The sequence below is a fragment of the Micromonospora avicenniae genome (genome assembly GCF_900156065.1).
In the GTDB taxonomy this organism is placed as follows: domain Bacteria; phylum Actinomycetota; class Actinomycetes; order Mycobacteriales; family Micromonosporaceae; genus Micromonospora; species Micromonospora avicenniae.
Genome location: NZ_FTNF01000003.1, coordinates 134,326 through 150,514 on the forward strand (window position 1 = coordinate 134,326; position 16,189 = coordinate 150,514).

The 16,189-nt window shown below is 71.8% G+C and carries 16 protein-coding genes; 9 read left to right on the plus strand and 7 right to left on the minus strand.

Going from position 1 to position 16,189, the window contains the following annotated elements; translation table 11 throughout:
- The first annotated feature begins 7 nt into the window (after positions 1 to 7).
- From BXA10_RS06305 to BXA10_RS06325, 5 genes are all read left to right on the plus strand, one after another.
- Positions 8 to 1,378 (plus strand): MFS transporter, encoded by a 1,371-nt coding sequence (locus tag BXA10_RS06305; RefSeq protein ID WP_076468532.1) that lies wholly within the window; start codon positions 8 to 10, stop codon positions 1,376 to 1,378.
- Positions 1,379 to 1,493: 115 nt separating this feature from the next.
- Entirely contained in the window at positions 1,494 to 2,144 is a 651-nt protein-coding gene (locus BXA10_RS06310) for a GAP family protein (protein ID WP_076468533.1), read from the plus strand.
- 41 nt (positions 2,145 to 2,185) lie between these two features.
- Complete coding sequence (locus tag BXA10_RS06315; RefSeq protein WP_076468535.1) at positions 2,186 to 2,971, plus strand: SDR family oxidoreductase; 786 nt, start codon at positions 2,186 to 2,188, stop codon at positions 2,969 to 2,971.
- 37 nt (positions 2,972 to 3,008) lie between these two features.
- The gene (locus tag BXA10_RS32040) at positions 3,009 to 3,203 is read left to right on the plus strand and encodes a hypothetical protein (protein ID WP_076468536.1); all 195 of its coding nucleotides are present in this window, start codon (positions 3,009 to 3,011) and stop codon (positions 3,201 to 3,203) included.
- 73 nt (positions 3,204 to 3,276) lie between these two features.
- On the plus strand, positions 3,277 to 3,825 hold the full coding sequence (locus BXA10_RS06325) for a YbaK/EbsC family protein (RefSeq protein ID WP_076468538.1): 549 nt from the start codon (positions 3,277 to 3,279) through the stop codon (positions 3,823 to 3,825).
- 188 nt (positions 3,826 to 4,013) lie between these two features.
- Here the strand turns inward: BXA10_RS06325 and BXA10_RS06330 are convergent, their stop codons facing one another.
- From BXA10_RS06330 to BXA10_RS06345, 4 genes are read right to left on the minus strand one after another with little or no spacing between them, the layout of a single operon-like run.
- Positions 4,014 to 4,649, minus strand: a complete 636-nt coding sequence (locus BXA10_RS06330; RefSeq protein ID WP_076468539.1) for a DsbA family oxidoreductase — start codon at positions 4,647 to 4,649, stop codon at positions 4,014 to 4,016.
- 20 nt (positions 4,650 to 4,669) lie between these two features.
- Entirely contained in the window at positions 4,670 to 5,098 is a 429-nt protein-coding gene (locus BXA10_RS06335) for a SufE family protein (protein WP_076468541.1), read from the minus strand.
- A 54-nt stretch (positions 5,099 to 5,152) separates the two neighbouring features.
- Positions 5,153 to 5,578, minus strand: a complete 426-nt coding sequence (locus tag BXA10_RS06340; protein WP_076468546.1) for a CBS domain-containing protein — start codon at positions 5,576 to 5,578, stop codon at positions 5,153 to 5,155.
- A 57-nt stretch (positions 5,579 to 5,635) separates the two neighbouring features.
- Positions 5,636 to 7,399 (minus strand): proline--tRNA ligase, encoded by a 1,764-nt coding sequence (locus BXA10_RS06345; protein ID WP_076468550.1) that lies wholly within the window; start codon positions 7,397 to 7,399, stop codon positions 5,636 to 5,638.
- 213 nt (positions 7,400 to 7,612) lie between these two features.
- Between BXA10_RS06345 and BXA10_RS06350 the strand changes: the two genes are divergently transcribed.
- The 3 genes from BXA10_RS06350 to BXA10_RS06360 all read left to right on the plus strand — a co-directional run bounded on the left by BXA10_RS06350 (position 7,613) and on the right by BXA10_RS06360 (position 12,458).
- Positions 7,613 to 8,380 carry an SGNH/GDSL hydrolase family protein gene (locus BXA10_RS06350; protein WP_076468553.1) on the plus strand — a complete coding sequence of 256 codons (768 nt, stop codon included), beginning with the start codon at positions 7,613 to 7,615 and terminating at the stop codon, positions 8,378 to 8,380.
- A 225-nt stretch (positions 8,381 to 8,605) separates the two neighbouring features.
- The gene (locus BXA10_RS06355) at positions 8,606 to 11,464 is read left to right on the plus strand and encodes a hypothetical protein (protein ID WP_139337900.1); all 2,859 of its coding nucleotides are present in this window, start codon (positions 8,606 to 8,608) and stop codon (positions 11,462 to 11,464) included.
- A gap of 91 nt (positions 11,465 to 11,555) precedes the next feature.
- Positions 11,556 to 12,458 (plus strand): sulfurtransferase, encoded by a 903-nt coding sequence (locus tag BXA10_RS06360; RefSeq protein ID WP_076468557.1) that lies wholly within the window; start codon positions 11,556 to 11,558, stop codon positions 12,456 to 12,458.
- Between the two features lie 81 nt (positions 12,459 to 12,539).
- Here the strand turns inward: BXA10_RS06360 and BXA10_RS06365 are convergent, their stop codons facing one another.
- The 3 genes from BXA10_RS06365 to BXA10_RS06375 all read right to left on the minus strand — a co-directional run bounded on the left by BXA10_RS06365 (position 12,540) and on the right by BXA10_RS06375 (position 14,908).
- The gene (locus tag BXA10_RS06365) at positions 12,540 to 13,733 is read right to left on the minus strand and encodes a hypothetical protein (protein ID WP_076468559.1); all 1,194 of its coding nucleotides are present in this window, start codon (positions 13,731 to 13,733) and stop codon (positions 12,540 to 12,542) included.
- A gap of 4 nt (positions 13,734 to 13,737) precedes the next feature.
- The gene (locus BXA10_RS06370; RefSeq protein ID WP_076468561.1) at positions 13,738 to 14,256 is read right to left on the minus strand and encodes a SigE family RNA polymerase sigma factor; all 519 of its coding nucleotides are present in this window, start codon (positions 14,254 to 14,256) and stop codon (positions 13,738 to 13,740) included.
- A gap of 70 nt (positions 14,257 to 14,326) precedes the next feature.
- Positions 14,327 to 14,908, minus strand: a complete 582-nt coding sequence (locus BXA10_RS06375) for a TetR/AcrR family transcriptional regulator (RefSeq protein ID WP_139337901.1) — start codon at positions 14,906 to 14,908, stop codon at positions 14,327 to 14,329.
- Between the two features lie 107 nt (positions 14,909 to 15,015).
- Between BXA10_RS06375 and BXA10_RS06380 the strand changes: the two genes are divergently transcribed.
- Complete coding sequence (locus tag BXA10_RS06380; RefSeq protein WP_076468563.1) at positions 15,016 to 16,173, plus strand: FAD-dependent oxidoreductase; 1,158 nt, start codon at positions 15,016 to 15,018, stop codon at positions 16,171 to 16,173.
- Positions 16,174 to 16,189 lie beyond the last annotated feature (16 nt).

The following is a 16,189-nucleotide window of genomic DNA, read 5'->3' on the forward strand; positions in this document are numbered from 1 at the left end:
GGCGGAAGTGACCGCCACCCTCGCGCCGGCACCGGGACTGTTCGCCCCCCGGCTGCGCGCGATGACGGTGGGCAGCGTCGCGCTCATCTCGCTGCTCGCGTTCGAGGCGTTGGCGGTCGGCACGGCGATGCCGACGGTCGCCCGCAACCTGGACGGGCTCGCCCTGTACGGGTTGGCCTTCGGCGGCCCGTTCGCCACGGGCGTGCTCGCCATGGTGCTCTCCGGCATCTGGTGCGACACGCGCGGACCGGGCTCACCGATGTGGCACGGGCTGCTCTGGTTCGGGGCGGGGCTGGTGGTCGCCGGCACCGCGTCGACGATGGAAGTGCTGGTCGTCGGTCGGGTGGTGCAGGGGTTCGGCTCCGGGTTGCTCTCGGTGGCGCTGTACGTGATCGTGGGCCAGGCGTACCCGGATGAGCTGCACCGGCGGATCTTCGCGGCGTTCGCCGCCGCGTGGGTCGTGCCGTCGCTGGTCGGGCCGGCGGTGGCGGGGCTGGTCGTGGAGCATCTGCACTGGCGCTTCGTCTTCCTTGCGGTGCCGGCGGTGGCCGTGCCGGCGGCGTTGCTCATGCGCCCCGGTCTGCGGTCGGTCGCGGCGACGGCGGTGACCCGCCCTTCGGTGGGCGCGGTGGCCCGGATCGGCTGGGCGTGTGGGGCGGGGGTGAGCGCCGCACTGTTGCACATCGGGGGCCAGCAGCACGGCGCGTCCGCTCTGGCGCTCTCGGCGGTCGCGACCGGTGGCCTGCTGTTCTGCGCGCCGCGCCTACTGCCGCCGGGGTCGCTGCGGGCCGCCCGGGGACTGCCCGCCGTGATCGGGCTGCGCGGGCTCGCCTCGGCGGCGTTCGTCGGCGCCGAGGTGGTCATCCCGCTGATGCTCTCCCGGGAACGTGGCCTTTCGCCGACGGCGGCGGGGCTGGTGCTGACGACTGGTGCGTTGTTCTGGTCCGCGGGCTCCTGGATACAGGGGCGCATGCGGGTACCGGCCTCCCGGGCCAGCCTTCCCCGGGCCGGGCTGGCCTGCGTGACCGCCGGCATCGGCACGGTGGCGCTCACGCTCCTGCCCGGCACGCCGGTCGCCGTGGCCGTCCTCGGCTGGGCCGTCGCCGGGCTGGGCATGGGACTGCTCTACCCGTCGCTGTCCGCTCTCACCCTGGAGCTCTCCGCGCCCGGAGAGCAGGGCCGCAGCAGCTCGTCGCTGCAACTGTGCGACTCGCTCGGCGCGGCGACCGTGCTGGCGCTGACCGGTGCCGTGCTCGCCAGTGGCTCGGCCCCCGCTTCGGGCAGCTTCCTGGTCGCCCTCGCGATCTCGACCGCCCTGGCCCTGAGCGGCACCCTCCTCGCCACCCGGGTGACCCCCACCCCCAGCTCGCCCCGTTGACCAGAGAGTTGTCGCCGACCTGCCGGACCGCGCACCGCGACAACCTCATGATCGAGGCTCGGGGTGCAGCGATCCGGGCCCGATGCGTGGTCGGGGCCGCCAGGATGGGTGGAGGATGAATTTCCTGACCGTCCTGCCGCTGGCCGTGGTGATGGTCGCCGGGACGCAGTTCGTCGCGGCGGTGCTGCTTCCCTCGGCCGATCGCCCGCGCGCCGCGCTACTCGGATACCTGGCTGGTGTGGGCGCTGTGGTCACCGCCGGGGTGACGGTGAGTTGGCTGGTCACCAGGGCGGTGCGCGGATTCGCCGATCGGGCGGAGACCGACGTCGGCCACCTGGAGCGCACCGCCCATCGGATCGACTGGGCGGTGCTGGTGCTGCTGGCCGTGCTCGCGGTGGTCGTCTACCTGCGCCGCCACCGGACCGGCACGCCACGCTGGTTGACCATCCTCCAAGAGGCCGGGCCGGGCAGGGCCGCCCGGCTCGGCGCGGTCTTCGTCGCCACCTCGCCGTCGGACGACCTGACCATGGCGGCCGTCGGCGCGAGCGTCGCCCGGCACGACCTGTCGTGGTGGCACCTGCTCCCGTTCGTCGCGCTGACGGTCGGGCAGCTGGCCCTGCCGCTGCTGGCCCTGCTGCTGGCCGGTCGGCGGGCCGCCACGGCGTTGCCCCGCATCCGCGTCTGGTCCGACCGGAACTCCTGGGTGATCAGCGAGATCGTGATCGTGTTCTACGTGCTGGTGACGGTGCTCGACCTGTTGAGCTGAGACTGCCCGGTGAGAACGGGACGAGGAACGAGGAGGACCAGGTGAGGGTGCTGGTCACCGGGGCGGCAGGCCGCCTCGGATCGATGGTGCTGCCGCGGCTGCTCGACGACGGCTTCACCGTACGGGCGACGAACCGGAGACCCCGCATCGATTCCAGGCTGGAGTGGGCGGTGGCCGACCTGGCGACCGGGGCCGGGCTGACGGAGGCGGTGTCCGGGGTGGACGCCGTGCTGCACCTGGCCACCATGCCCAACCCGGCACGGCGCACCTACCAGGTCGACGTGCTCGGCACCCGCGAGTTGGTGGTCGCTGCCGGACGGGCCGGGGTCCGCCACCTGGTGTACGTCTCCATCGTCGGCGTGGACCGGGTGCCCATCCCGTACTACCGGCACAAGCTCGCCGCCGAGCAGGTGGTCGCGGCGGGCCCGGTGCCCTGGTCGTTGCTGCGGGCCACGCAGTTCCCCGGGTTCCTCGACGAACTGCTCCAGGCCGCCAGCCGGTTCGGCCCGACGATCGGTGATCCGGCCGTCCTCGCCCAACCGGTGGACCCGGGCGAGGTCGCCGCCCGGCTCGCGGCCCGGCTCACCGCAGGGCCGCTCGGAGGCATCGAGGAGTACGGCGGGCCCGAGGTGCTCCGCTTCGACGAAGCGGTACACGCCTGGCGGGCTGCCCGGCGCTCGCGCCGGCCGCTGCTGCCGGTACGCGTACCGGGGCGGACCGGTCGAGCGATACGTGACGGCGGGCTCGTCACCGCGGCCCTGCCCCGGGGCACCCGGACGTGGAGCGATTACCTCGCGGACACGTACGGGGGAACGGGGCGGAGATGAGAAGGTGTCTGGTTCACGTTCGACCTAGCGTGACCACATGTTCGCTGTCTTGGTCGCTGTCATCCTTTACTGCTTCGGTTTCGTCTTCCTCTACGGTGTGATCCGGCTCGCCGTACGCCAGGCGTTGGAAGACCTCGAGGTCCGCCGTGCCCAGGCGCTGCGGGCGGAGGAGCTCGCGGCCCACCGGGACCGCACGTTCCTCAAGGAGAACGCCTTCCTCGCCGGCGGCTGAGTGGCACCGCGGCGGGCAGTAGCCGGCGACCGGCTGGCCGCCTCGGTCCGGTGGTGGAAGGATCACACCCGTGATGGGGACGCTGAAGACCGAACCGGCCCGGACCCGCCCCGACCTGCTTGCCCCGCCGGTCGCCGCGGCGCTCGCGGAGTGGCCTGCCGACGCGCCGGTGGACGTTGACGAGGTGCTGGTCGCGCCGATCGACGCCGAACTCGCCGACACCGCCGCGTTCTGTGCGGCGTACGACGTGGGGCTGGACGTCTCGGCCAACTGCGTGGTGGTGGCCGGTAAACGGGAGGGCGTGGTCCGCTACGCGGCCTGCATCATCCTCGCCACCACTCGGGCGGACGTGAACGGGGTTGCCCGGCGCGCTCTCGACGTGCGCAAGGCGAGCTTCGCGTCGATGGCGGACGCGGTCGAGTTGACCGGCATGGAGTACGGCGGGATCACCCCGATCGGCCTGCCGGCCGCGTGGCCGATCCTCGTCGACTCCCGGGTGATCGCCACGCCGCACGTCATCATCGGCTCCGGCGTACGGCACAGCAAGATCGCGCTGCCTGGTCCGGCGCTCGGCGCGCTGCCCAACGCACGAGTGGTCGAGGATCTGGCGCGGCCCGCCTGACCGGCACCCGCTCCGGTTCGCCCGCCCGGCTGGTCGGCCGGCCGGGCGGACCGCCCGGCATCCGGCCCGGCTGGTCGGCGTTCGAACCGTGGGCTCATCGACGTCGATGCCGTTGCACGTGAAACATCAAGGGTGTCGATGCCTGCCGGTGGCGCGAGCCGGCTTCTCTGGCCGCGGGTGGCGTAGGCTCAGTCCTTGCCCGACTCGAGGCGTTCGACCTCGGCCAGCGCGGCGAGCAGCGTCTGCGGCTCCTGAGCGCCGCTGATCCCGTACTTGCCGGCGAGCACGAACGTCGGCACGCTGCTGATGCCGAGATCCCGAGCCTTGGCCAGCTCGGCAGCGACCGCCTTGGTGCCCTCGTCCGAGTCGAGGTACCGGCGCGCGTCGGCGCCGTCCAGCCCGACCTGCACGGCGAGGTCGGTGAGCGCGTCCCGCGAGCCGATGTCGATCCCGCGGACGAAGTGCGCCTGGTAGAGCGCCTCCACCATCTCGGCGGCGCGGCCGCGCTCGGTGGCGTACGCGACGAGCCGGTGGGCGTCGAAGGTGTTCGCGGCGATCGCCCGGTCGTAGTCGAGCCGCAGCCCGGCCCCGGCCGCCGCCTCGGTGACCCGCGCGACCATCTGCCGGGCGTTGGCCGTGCCGCCGAACTTGGCGCCGAGCGCCTCGACCACGGGCACCGGCTCGGGTACCGGCGACGGATCCAGCTGGAACGGCCGGTAGCGCACGGTCACCTCGCCGTCGTACGACGCGAGGGCCTGCTCCAGCCGGTGCTTGCCGATGTAGCACCAGGGGCACACCACATCGGCGTAGATCTCGATCTCCATGATCGGTGGCAACTCCCAGGTCAGCCCAGTTGTTCCCGCACCTGGCGCTTGAGCCGCGCCAGGATCGCCGTGCCGCCGCGCACCCGCAGCGGGCTGATCGCCTGGGCCAGGCCCATCCGCTGGTAGAGGTCGTCCGGGACGGCGAGAACCTCGTCCGCTGTCGCCCCGGTCAGCCCTTCGGCGAGGATGCCGGCGAAGGCGCGGGTGGTGGGTGCCTCGGGCGGGCAGTCGAAGATCGTCTCCACCGTCTTCTCCGGTGTCACCCGGGCACGCAGGAAGAACGCGGTCTGACACTCCGGTACCTGCTCCATGCCCTCCCGCTCCGGCGCGTCCGGCGGGAGCTGTGGAATGACATCGGCGTACTCGAGCAGCATCTCCAGCACCACGTCGCGGGGTGCGGCGGCGAACTCGTCGACGATCTCGGCCAACCTGGCCGGCATGGCGGACATGCGGTCGAGGCTACCCCGGTGGAGAGGGGCCCTCCGCTGTGAAGGGGGCCCTCCTCACACCGTGGGCGACTGCTCGCTGATCTCGCTGAGGGCGGACTGCGGGTCGAGCTGCATCGCCAGGTCGCCGAGGGAGACGATGCCGACCAGCTTGCGATCGCTGTCACAGACCAGCACTCGCCGGATCCCGCGCTCGCGCATCAGCGCCGCCGCCTCCCCGGCCGTCGCGTGCTGCTCGATCATCACGACCTCCCGCGTGGTGATCGAGCCGATCGTGGTGCTGGACGGGTTCGCGCGTTCGGCCACCGCGCGGACCACGATGTCCCGATCGGTGAGCATCCCGGCGAGGCTGGCGCCGTCGGTGACGACGACGTCTCCGATGTCGGCCTCCCTCATCACCGTTGCCGCTTCGTCCAGGGTGGTCTCCGCCGGCAGGTAGACGACCCGCCTGGTCATCACATCGCTGACCCGGTAACCGGTCATGGGAGTCCTCCACAAACGCGTACGCCGATCCGGATTCCGTACCCCGTCACAGTTTGGTTATACCCGGTGTGCGGGGTGTACCGAGTCCACGAGCCGCTCCACCAACCCGTCGAGCGGCAGCTCGGCCCGCTCACCGGTGGCCCGGTCGCGCAGTTCGACGTACCCGTCGGCGAGCCGGCGGCCGACCACGACGGCGCGCGGGACGCCGATCAGCTCGGCGTCGGTGAACTTCACGCCCGCGGAGACACCGGACCGGTCGTCGACCAGCACCCGCAGGCCGGCCGCGGAGAGCCGCGCACCGAGGTCGAGCGCCGCCTCCAGCTGCGGCCCCTTACCGGCGGCCACGAGGTGTACGTCACACGGTGCGATAGCCGCCGGCCAGACCAGCCCGCGATCGTCGTGGTGCTGTTCGGCGACGGCGGCGACCGCCCGGGACACACCGATCCCGTAGCAGCCCATGGTCGGCCGGACAGGCTTGCCCTCCGGGCCGAGCACGTCGACCGCGAACGCGTCGGTGAACCTGCGGCCGAGCTGGAAGATGTGCCCCACCTCGATGCCCCGCCGGATGGTCAGCGCACCGGCTTCGCACGACGGGCAGGGGTCGCCGGGGCGCACCTCGGCCGCCTCGATCGTGCCGTCCGGGGTGAAGTCCCGGCCGTTGGCGACTCCGGTGGCGTGCCGGCCCGGTTCGTTGGCCCCGGTCAGCCAGGCGGTGCCGGGCGCGATCCGCGGATCGACCAGGTAACGCAGGTTGAGCTTGTCGAGGATCTGCGGGCCGAGGTAGCCGCGGACGAGTTCGGGGTGCTCCGCCCAGTCGTCGAAGACGGTCACCGTGGCCGGGTGCAGCGCGGCAGCGACCCGCTTCAGGTCGACCTCCCGGTCGCCCGGTACGCCGATCACCAACAGTTCGGCCTCGTCCACGCCCGGCCGTCGTACGGTCAGCACGATGTTCTTCAGCGTGTCGGCTGCGGTCCAGTCGTCGCGGCCGCCGAGCCGTCGGGTGTTGGCCATCTCGACCAGGCCGGCGATGGTGGGCGTCTCCGGGGTGTCGTGCACCTCGACCGGCGGGTGGGCGTGCGGGTCACCGGACGCCGGGGCGCGCGTGGTGACGGCCTCGGTGTTCGCCGCGTAGTCGCAGGACGTGCAGCCCACGAAGGTGTCCTCACCTACCGGCGTGACGGCGAGGAACTCCTCCGACGCCGAGCCGCCCATCGCACCGGACATCGCGTGCACCACCGTGTAGTCCAGGCCGAGCCGGTCGAAGATCCGCCGGTACGCCGCCCGCTGCCGCTCGTACGCGGCCTGGAGGCCCGCCTCGTCCAGGTCGAACGAGTAGGCGTCCTTCATCAGGAACTCGCGTCCGCGCAGCAGTCCGGCCCGGGGACGGGCCTCGTCCCGGAACTTCGTCTGGATCTGGAAGAGCGTCACCGGGAAGTCCCGGTACGACGTGAAGAGGTCCTTGACCAGCAGCGCCGCCATCTCCTCGTGGGTCGGGGCGAGCAGATGCCCGGCACCCTTCCGGTCGGCGAAGGTGAAGATGTCGTCCCCGTACTCCGTCCACCGGCCGCTCGCCCGGTACGGCTCCGCCGGCAGCAGCGCCGGGAAGTGCACCTCCTGGCCGTCGATCGCCGCCATCTCCGACCGGACCAGCTCGCTGATCCGGTCCAGCACCAGCTTGCCCAGCGGCAGCCACGTGTAGCCGCCCGGTGCGGCGCGGCGGATGTAGCCGGCACGCAGCAGCAGCCGGTGGCTCGGCACCTCCGCGTCCGCCGGGTCCTCGCGCAGGGTCCGGAGCAGCAGGGTCGACATGCGCAGCAGCATTGGCGCAGCGTACGTCCGGTGCCGCCGACCGGGCGACGGGTTTCGGATCTGGCAGGCATCAACCGACATCGCTCCGTTGCGAGCCCCGGCGTGCCCTTGCCCAGCCACCCGACCGCAGGGACGTCTGCCACGTTCACCCCTGGGGGCAACGCCGCCGCGGGGCACGGTGCAAAACTGGTCGCCGCAGGCAACGAGAAGCGTGAGGGGGCGGCAGTGCGCTGGCGCAGCTTCGTGGCGGTGGGCGACAGCTTCACCGAGGGGATGGACGACCCGTACCCGGACGGCACCTTCCGTGGCTGGGCCGATCTGGTGGCCACCCGGTTGGCCGCCGAGGCCGGGCCGGATTTCCGCTACGCGAACCTCGCCATCCGCGGCCGGCTCTTCCCGAACATCGTGGCGAACCAGGTGCCCGAGGCGCTCGCCATGAAGCCGGACCTGGTCAGCTTCGCCGCCGGCGGCAACGACGTGCTGCGCCGCACCTTCGACGGGGAGCGGCTCGTCGCCCACTTCGACGAGATCGTGGGGCAGTTCCGGGCGATCGGGGCGGACGTGCTGATCTTCCGGTTCGCCGACGTGATGGCCCGGCTGCCCGGGCAGCGCCTGGTCAAGCCCCGGGTGGAACTGCTCAACCAGGCGGTCGGCGAGACCGCCGAACGGCACGGTGCGATCATGGTCGACCTCTACGCCGACGACACGTACCTGCACCCGATGCTGTGGGGCACCGACCGGCTGCACCTCTCCTCGGCGGGGCACCGGCGGGTCGCCGGCCAGGTGCTCGACGCGCTCGGGGTGGGCTGCGACGAGGAGTGGCTCCTGGTCCCGCCGCACCCGGAGCCGACACCGTGGCTGGCCGCCCGTACGGCCGACCTGCGCTGGGCCGGTCAGCACCTGGCGCCGTGGATCAAGCGCCGGCTCACCGGCCGCTCGTCCGGCGACACGGTCGTCGCGAAACGCCCGACACTCGGCCCGGTCGGCGACTGACCGTGCGCTGGCGCTGGTCAGCCGGCATCGAGGAGCACCGGTAGGAGTATTGAAATGCCTGACGTCCGACCACCCGGATAACATCCGCTTCCCGCGTCAACGGGTGCGGGGAATTCGGGGAAAGGCGGACGTGGGGGATGGTCCAGTCCATACAGGACGATATCCGGAAGGCTGCGGCGGAAAGTACTCGCCGCAGCGCTATCCGTTGTGGCGGCGGCAGGGCTGGTGGCGGTCAGCGACGCACCCGCTCTGGCGTACGACGTCCGGTACGAAACGAATGCCTCGTGGGCGTACACCGATCTGCATCGGCCCACCAAGGTCTACATCGACCAAACCGGCGACGTGCCGGTCGGGTCCTGGAGCGACGATCGGGGTCGCAAGCACACCTCTCGGGCGTACTTCACCTTCGACATCACCCGCTACCGAAGTGCGGTGATCGAGTTGGCGAAGTTCTCGGCCGAGGAGACGTCGGTCGTCGACTGCACCAAGCGGCCGCCGGTCGAACTGTGGCGGACCGGGCCGTACACGGCTGGGTCGAGCTGGGCGAAGCCACCGGTCGACCTGGCCAAGCTGGCCACGGTGACGCTGCCCGACATCGCCGGCTGCCCGGCGCCCTACGTCGGGTGGGATGCCACGGAGGGGCTGCGACAGGCGCTCGCCGAGGGAGCCTCGACGCTCACCCTGTCGCTGCGACTGCCCACCGGCCTGGAGTCGGACCCGGCCCTGGCCCACCGGTACGCCAGCACGGTCGGCCTCTCCATCGACCACAACTATCCGCCGGGAGTGCCGACCGACCTCGAAACGACCTCGGGTAAGGCCTGCACCACGGCCGAGCCGTACCAGCTCGTGGCGCGGCGCGACCCGGGTCCCTCCGCGCTCGTGCACGACGCGGATCGCAACGTCTCCGGCGGCATGGACATGCTGACCGGCACATTCGCCCTCTGGCCGGTCGACGAGCCGGACGCTCGGACCGAACGGACGGACTATGCCCGGGACGGCGAGCGCGTGGTCGGCCAGTTCTCTTCCGACCAGTTCGAGCACGACCGGGTGTACGCCTGGCAGGTGCGGGCGGCAGACAGCCGGGCGACCAGTGACTGGAGCGGTGTCTGCTATTTCCGTACCGACTTTCAGGGCCCGACTTCGGCACCAGCCGTCTCTTCAGATGACTTCCCCTCGGGAGGCGAGAACTCGCCGGGTCTGCCGGGCGAGGTCACCTTTGACGCCGAGGGCGATACGGACGCGGTCGGGTTCGGCTACCGGCTGAACTCCGTGGGCGAGAAGACGGTGGCGGCGGACCGGCCGGGAGGGTCGGCGACGGTCACCATCACGCCTCGGCGAGGCGTCAACTTTCTGGAGGTATGGAGCCGAGACGTGTCCGGGAACCGTTCCGGCACGACTCGGTACGACTTCGTCACCTATGACGTCGGGCCGATCGTCGACGGTGAACTCAGCGAGATCGGCGTACCCACCACCTTCACGGTTCGTCCGCAGATGGAGGGCGTGGTCAGCTACCGGTTCCATCTCGACGATGACCCGGAGCAGACCGTGGACGCCGGGGCCGACGGAACGGCCACGTTGACCGTCACCGCGACCCGCGGGGGCTACCGGACGCTCACCGTCACCAGCGTGACCGTCGACGGCGTGTCCGCCACCTCGGAACTCGACTTCCGACTGCTCAGCGAACCGAAGATTGCCGCGACGGTGTACGAGGAGTACGGCATCGGCGGCGGCCAGGGCGTGCCCGGCGTCTTCACGTTCACTCCGCGCCTACCGGACGTGGTGGGTTACCGCTACACCTTCTCCGGGGAAGAGCCGAAGACGGTGGATGCGGAGGCGGACGGCACCGCCTCCGTGACCTGGACCCCCGAGGTCGCGGGAGTCACGAACCTTGCCGTGTGGAGCGTCAGCCGGGACGGCACCGAGTCGGACCCGGCTACCTGGTACTTCAACGTCCGGGACCTGTTGCCGAGCGTCTACGGCGGCCTGTACGGCCCGTACTACCCTGGCGGCGGGCCGGGCCAGCCAGGCGTTTTTTACTTCAGCTCCGAGGTGCCGGAGACGGTCGAGTACCGCTTCCGGTTCGACGATGGCCCCGAGCAGGGTGTCGGAGCCGACGACGTTGGCGCTGCCGAGGTCACGTGGACGCCAGACCAGGGGGGAGAACACACCCTCACGGTCCGCGGCGTCACCTCGGACGGGACGGTGTCCCCGGAGCGGACGTACACCTTCCGGGTGCACGACGCCCCGCTGGTCGAGTCGGTCGACTACCCGAAGGACACCTCCGCCGGGCTGCCCGGTACGCCCGGTGTCTTCACCTTCCGCCCGCAGCGGCCGGATGTGACGAGCTACCGGTACGTCTTCTACGACGAGGAGGAGAAGACGGTCGACGCCGATGCGGACGGGACGGCGGCGATCACCTGGACCCCGCAGCGGTCCGGCTGGACCATGGTGACCGTCCGGGGCGTGACCAGCGACGGCACCGTCACCGAGCCGCGCGAGTACGCCTTCACGGTGCGCGACCCGAAGCCCACGATCGTGTCGTATCTCTACACGGAGTGGGATCCCATGGGTGGGATCGGGGTGCCGGGTGCCTTCCGGTTCAGCTCGGAACTGCCGGGCACGGTGGAATTCGTCTACCAGCTCAACGACGGGCCGGAGCAGACCGTCGCCGTGACCGAGGGCACGGCCGCCGACCTGATGGTCACCCCGGACCGGGGCTCGCGAAACACCCTCACGGTTCGTAGCCGCTCGACTTCGGGTGAGCTGTCACCAGCGGCGACGTTCACCTTCGCGGTCAGCACGGCTCCGACGATTACCTCGACGACCTACCCGTCCGGCGAGCCGGCGGGTGGCGTGGGTGTACCCGGCGTCTTCACCTTCGCGCCGCGTATGCCCGGCGTGAAGAATTACGTCTACCAGTTCGACAACGGACCGGAGGTGAGCGTGGCGGCAGGTGCCGATGGCACCGCCTCGGTCACCCTCACGCCCACCGAGGCGCGCTGGTATCCGATCTCCGTGTACGCCGTCGACGCGGACGGCAACCGGTCGGACTACGCGTACCACTGGTTCGTCGTACAGGGCTGACACCTGAGTGATCCGGCCCACCATCCGAACGGGTGGTGGGCCGGTCACGTTTACCGGTCGGTGCCGGGGCATCCGGCGTACCTTGGGGATCATGTCTGTGCCGAGCGATCCTGATCCCCGACTCCAGGCGTATGCGGACCCGCAGCGCCTGGTCACCACCGCCTGGCTGGCCGAGCACCTCGGCGACGAGGGGCTCGTCGTGATCGAGTCCGACGAGGACGTCCTGCTCTACGACACCGGCCACATCCCGGGTGCGGTCAAGGTGGACTGGCACCTGGAACTGAACGACCAGGTGACCCGGGACTACCTGGACGCCAAGAGCTTCGCCGAGTTGTGCGCCGCCAAGGGCATCGGCCGCAACGATACGGTCGTCTTCTACGGCGACAACTTCAACTGGTGGGCCGCGTACGCCCTCTGGGTCTTCTCGCTCTTCGGGCACCAGGACGTACGGCTGCTCGACGGCGGCCGGCAGAAGTGGATCGCCGAGGGGCGGGAGCTGAGCCGCGAGAAGGTGACCCGGCCGCGGGCCGAGTACCCGGTGCCGCAGCGGGACGACGCCCCGATCCGGGCGTACCGCGAGCAGGTGATGGCGCACGTGGCTGCCGGCCGTCCGCTGGTCGACGTCCGTTCGCCCGGCGAGTACACCGGCGAGATGCTGCACATGCCGGACTACCCGCAGGAGGGCGCGCTGCGCGGCGGGCACATTCCGGGTGCGGTGAACAAGCCGTGGAAGCAGGCGGCCAACGACGACGGGACGTTCAAGTCCGCGGACGAGCTGCGCGCGATCTACGCCGACCAGCTCGGGCTGAGCCCGGACGACGACATCGTCGCCTACTGCCGGATCGGTGAGCGGTCCAGCCACACCTGGTTCGTGCTGCGGCACCTGCTCGGCTACCCGCAGGTGCGCAACTACGACGGATCGTGGACCGAGTGGGGCAACCTGGTGCGCGCCCCTGTCGTGCAGGGCGACCAGCCCGGTGGCCTGAACCCCTGACCCGGCGAGTTGCCTGAAGGGTCCCTGCACACCGGAACCGGTGTGCAGGGACCCTTTCCACAGCGGCCGGTCGGCGACAGATCAACCGGCGGCGAGCGAGATCTCGCCCTTCAGGTCCCGGGCCACTCCGGTGACCTCGCCGGTCGCCGGCCGCCAGCGCAGCAGTCCACCCGGGTCGTGGCGGAGCAGCACGGCGTCGCCGTCCCAGCCCAGGACCCCGCAGCAGCCCTTCGAGCGGTCGCGGCCCAGGTCGAGCAGGCGGGTCACCACGCCGGTCGTGGCGTCCACCACCGCGACCCCCTCCAACCCGTCCATGCCGCCGGTGCTGATCCAACCCGCCTGGGCGATCTGGTCGCCGCGTTGCCAGCCCCGTCCGTAGAACTCGTTCACCCGGTCGCCGGTCGGTAGCGCGCGGAAGTCGAGCGGCCGGCTGCCTCGATCGGTGCGGTCGGCGCTCCGCGTCCAACGGCTCAGGGTCAGGCCGTCCCGGAGGCCACCCAACGCCAGCAGGCTGTCGGTTCGGCCGGCCGGGTCGGGGACGACCATCTCCCAGGGAGAGAGCGGCATCGTCCGGCTGGCACCCGTCCGCCGGTCCAGTTCGTACGTCGTGTCGTCGTCGCCGACGAAGAGCCGGTCGCCGGCCCAGAGGACGTGCTCCAGGTAGCCGTTGAGCGGGTAGCGGCGGACCTGGGCGGTGGTCAGGTCGACCACGATCACCTCGTCGGTCTGGGCGAACGCGGCCAGCCGCCCGTCCGCGGAGAGGCTGCCGGACTTCAGGGCGAAGGCCTCGTTGCCGCTGGCGTCGCGGGTTCGGGCCGGGGTGACCACGTCGAGTTCCCGCACCAGGCCGTCATCGCCGAGCACCCGGATCCGTCCCTCCGTGCCGGTCTCCGGGTCGACCGGCTGATAGAGCGCCAGCGCCTGGCGGACCGGGCGGCTGGAGAGCGACGCGGTCACCGGGTCGCCGAGACGATTGAGCGGGCTCGCGGGATAGGTGAGCTGTTCCGGTGGCTGCTGCACCGGCGCGTTCGGGACCGGCATCGCGGTCGTGGTGGCGGTCGCGGTGGCGGCCGTGGTCGGTGCCGGCGGGTCGGCGGGGCGCAGGGCCAGCACCGCACCGCCGGTGAGCAGGACGACCGCCGTGGCGGCGGCGCCGGCGACGCGGCGGGCGCGCCGGACGCGGCGAGCCCGCTCCCAGCCGGCCGCTGCCGGGTGGCTCGGGCGTACGTCCTCCGCGGCGAGGGTCAGCAGCCGGGTCAGGTCCTCGTCCCTCACCGGTTCACCTCCGTTCCGTGGGCAGGCCGTCGTCGCGGCCCAGCTCGGGGGCGAGCTCCCGCAGTCGGCGCAGCGCGGCATGGCACTGGCTCTTGACCGTGCCCACTGTCACGCCGAGCACCTCGGCGGTGGCCGCCTCGCTCAGGTCCTCGTAGTAGCGCAGCACCAGTACCGCTCGTTGCCGTGGCGGGAGTTGGCCGACGGCGTCGCGCAGCGCGAGCCGGAGCGTGCCGTCCCGGTCGGCGCTCACCCGCTCGGGCGGTTGGGCGCTCAGCCATTCCCGCCGGCGGCGTCGCCACCAGGAGACCGTGTCCCGATAGAGGATCGACCGCACGTACGCGGCCGGGTCGCCCTCGCGCACGCTGGACCAGCGCAGCGCCAGCTTGAGCAGCGCGTCCTGGAGGAGGTCCTCGGCCTGGTGCCGGTTGCCGCAGACCAGGTACGCGGCGCGCAGCAGCCGGTGCTGGTGGTTCTCCACGAAGGCGACGTAGCCGTCCCGCCCGTCGTTCGCCGCCGGTCCCATCCGCCCGCCTCTCCCGGCCATCGCGTTCCGCGTCACCTGGCAGACGCGCGGGAAGGCGGAAAAGGTTGGGTCAGTTCTCCGGCAGCCCGGTCAGGTAACGCTGGAGGGTCGGCGCCACCCAGGCGATCAGTTCCTCCGGCGTCATCGTCACCATCGGTGGCAGCTGGACGATGTAGCGGGTGAAGGCGAGGCCGAGGGTCTGGGCGGCGACCAGGCCGGCTCGCCGGGCGGCCGTCGCCGGGTCGGTGCCGAAGGCGGCCACGGCCGCGGTGATCTGGTCGGCGAAGATGGTCCGCATCCGGTCGGCCGCGCCCGGATTCGTGCTGGCTGCGCGGAGCAGCGCGGCCAGCGTCTCGTCGCCCTCCCACCGGTCGAGGAAGTGGCGGATGAGCACCTCACCGAGCTGTCCGGGTGGCACAGCGGTCAGGTCGGGCAGGCGCAGGTCGAACTCGGCCGCCGCCGCGAAGAGCCCCTCCTTGTTGCCGTAGTACCGCATCACCATCGAGGGGTCGATGCGGGCGTCGGCCGCGATCGCCCGGATCGTCGCCCGCTCGTAGCCTTCGGCGGCGAACCGGTCCCGGGCAGCCTGGAGGATCGCCGCGCGGGTCGCGTCCGACCGGCGCGGACGGGCCGGCTCGGTTGCTGCTGTCATGCCAACGACCGTAGGCCAACGCCCGTTGACATTCCAGTCCGCTCTCCGTCAAGCTTGCCAACAAGTGTTGGCCAACGCTTGTTGGTTATGTTGCTCCGGAGGTGGTCATGCTGCCCACGAGTACAGATGTCCTGGTGGTCGGGGCCGGCCCGACGGGCCTCGCCACCGCACTCACGCTCGCCCGGCGAGGGGTCGACGTGACAGTCCTCGACCAGTTGGACCGGCCACCGACGACCTCCCGGGCGGCCGTCGTGCACGCGTACACCCTGGAGGTGCTGGACCGGATCGGCGCCGCGGTGCCGCTGGTGGCCCAGGGCGTGCGGGCACCGCGCTTCACCGTGCGCGACCACGACCGGGTGCTGATGGCGGTGCCGTTCCACCGGCTGCCCACCCGGTTTCCCTACGCGCTGCTGGTCTCCCAGTCGGTCACCGAGGCGGTGCTCACCGAGCAGTTGAGTGGGCTGGGCGTCACGGTGCGCCGGCCGTGCCGGCTGACCGACCTCAGAACGACCGACGACGGAGTGATCGCGCGGATCGGCGACCACCCTCTGCGCGCACGTTTCGTGGTCGGCGCGGACGGCATGCGCAGCATGGTCCGCCAGATCGCAGGCATCGGATTCGCCGGGCAGACCAGTGCGGAGTCCTTCGTGCTCGCCGACGTCCGCGTGCACAGCCACCTGCCGCGCGACGAGGCGGCCCTCTTCCTCGCCCGGTCCGGACCGCTGATCTGGGCACCGCTGCCGGACGGGGTGGTACGGCTGGTGGCGGCCGTACCGCAGGCGGCCACCGAGCCCGGGCAGGCCTACCTCCAGGCCCTGCTCGACGAGCGAGGACCGGTGCGACGGCCGGATCGCCTGACCGAGGTGCTGTGGGCCTCCCGCTTCCGGGTGCACCACCGTGTCGCCGACACCTACCGCGCCGGGCCGATCCTGCTCGCCGGGGACGCCGCACACGTGCACAGCCCGGCCGGCGGACAGGGCATGAACCTCGGCATCTGCGACGCCGCCGCCCTCGGTGCCGCCCTCGCCGACGTGCTCGCCGGCGGCCCCGAGAGCGGGCTCGACGACTACACCGCCCGGCAGCGGCCGATGGCAGAGGACGTCCTGCGTTTCGCGGCCGGGCTCACCCGGCTGGCGACCCATCCCCCGGCCGGGCGGCCGGTGCGGGACGTGCTGCTGCGGCTCGCCGGAGCGGTGCCGCCCCTTCGCCGGCGGATCGCCCTGCGCCTCTCCGGGCTTGCCCACCGAAGCTCGAACGGCGACTAGGGATTCGGCCGGGCGT

Bases quoted from the DNA above. Each gene is read 5' to 3' on its own strand.
- BXA10_RS06375 (WP_139337901.1), bottom strand. From the start codon at position 14,908: ATGACAGCAGCAACCGAGCCGGCCCGTCCGCGCCGGTCGGACGCGACC.
- BXA10_RS06310 (WP_076468533.1), top strand. From the start codon at position 1,494: ATGAATTTCCTGACCGTCCTGCCGCTGGCCGTGGTGATGGTCGCCGGG.
- BXA10_RS06325 (WP_076468538.1), top strand. From the start codon at position 3,277: ATGGGGACGCTGAAGACCGAACCGGCCCGGACCCGCCCCGACCTGCTT.
- BXA10_RS06335 (WP_076468541.1), bottom strand. From the start codon at position 5,098: ATGTCCGCCATGCCGGCCAGGTTGGCCGAGATCGTCGACGAGTTCGCC.
- BXA10_RS32040 (WP_076468536.1), top strand. From the start codon at position 3,009: ATGTTCGCTGTCTTGGTCGCTGTCATCCTTTACTGCTTCGGTTTCGTC.
- BXA10_RS06370 (WP_076468561.1), bottom strand. From the start codon at position 14,256: ATGGGACCGGCGGCGAACGACGGGCGGGACGGCTACGTCGCCTTCGTG.
- BXA10_RS06360 (WP_076468557.1), top strand. From the start codon at position 11,556: ATGTCTGTGCCGAGCGATCCTGATCCCCGACTCCAGGCGTATGCGGAC.
- BXA10_RS06345 (WP_076468550.1), bottom strand. From the start codon at position 7,399: ATGCTGCTGCGCATGTCGACCCTGCTGCTCCGGACCCTGCGCGAGGAC.
- BXA10_RS06380 (WP_076468563.1), top strand. From the start codon at position 15,016: ATGCTGCCCACGAGTACAGATGTCCTGGTGGTCGGGGCCGGCCCGACG.
- BXA10_RS06330 (WP_076468539.1), bottom strand. From the start codon at position 4,649: ATGGAGATCGAGATCTACGCCGATGTGGTGTGCCCCTGGTGCTACATC.
- BXA10_RS06340 (WP_076468546.1), bottom strand. From the start codon at position 5,578: ATGACCGGTTACCGGGTCAGCGATGTGATGACCAGGCGGGTCGTCTAC.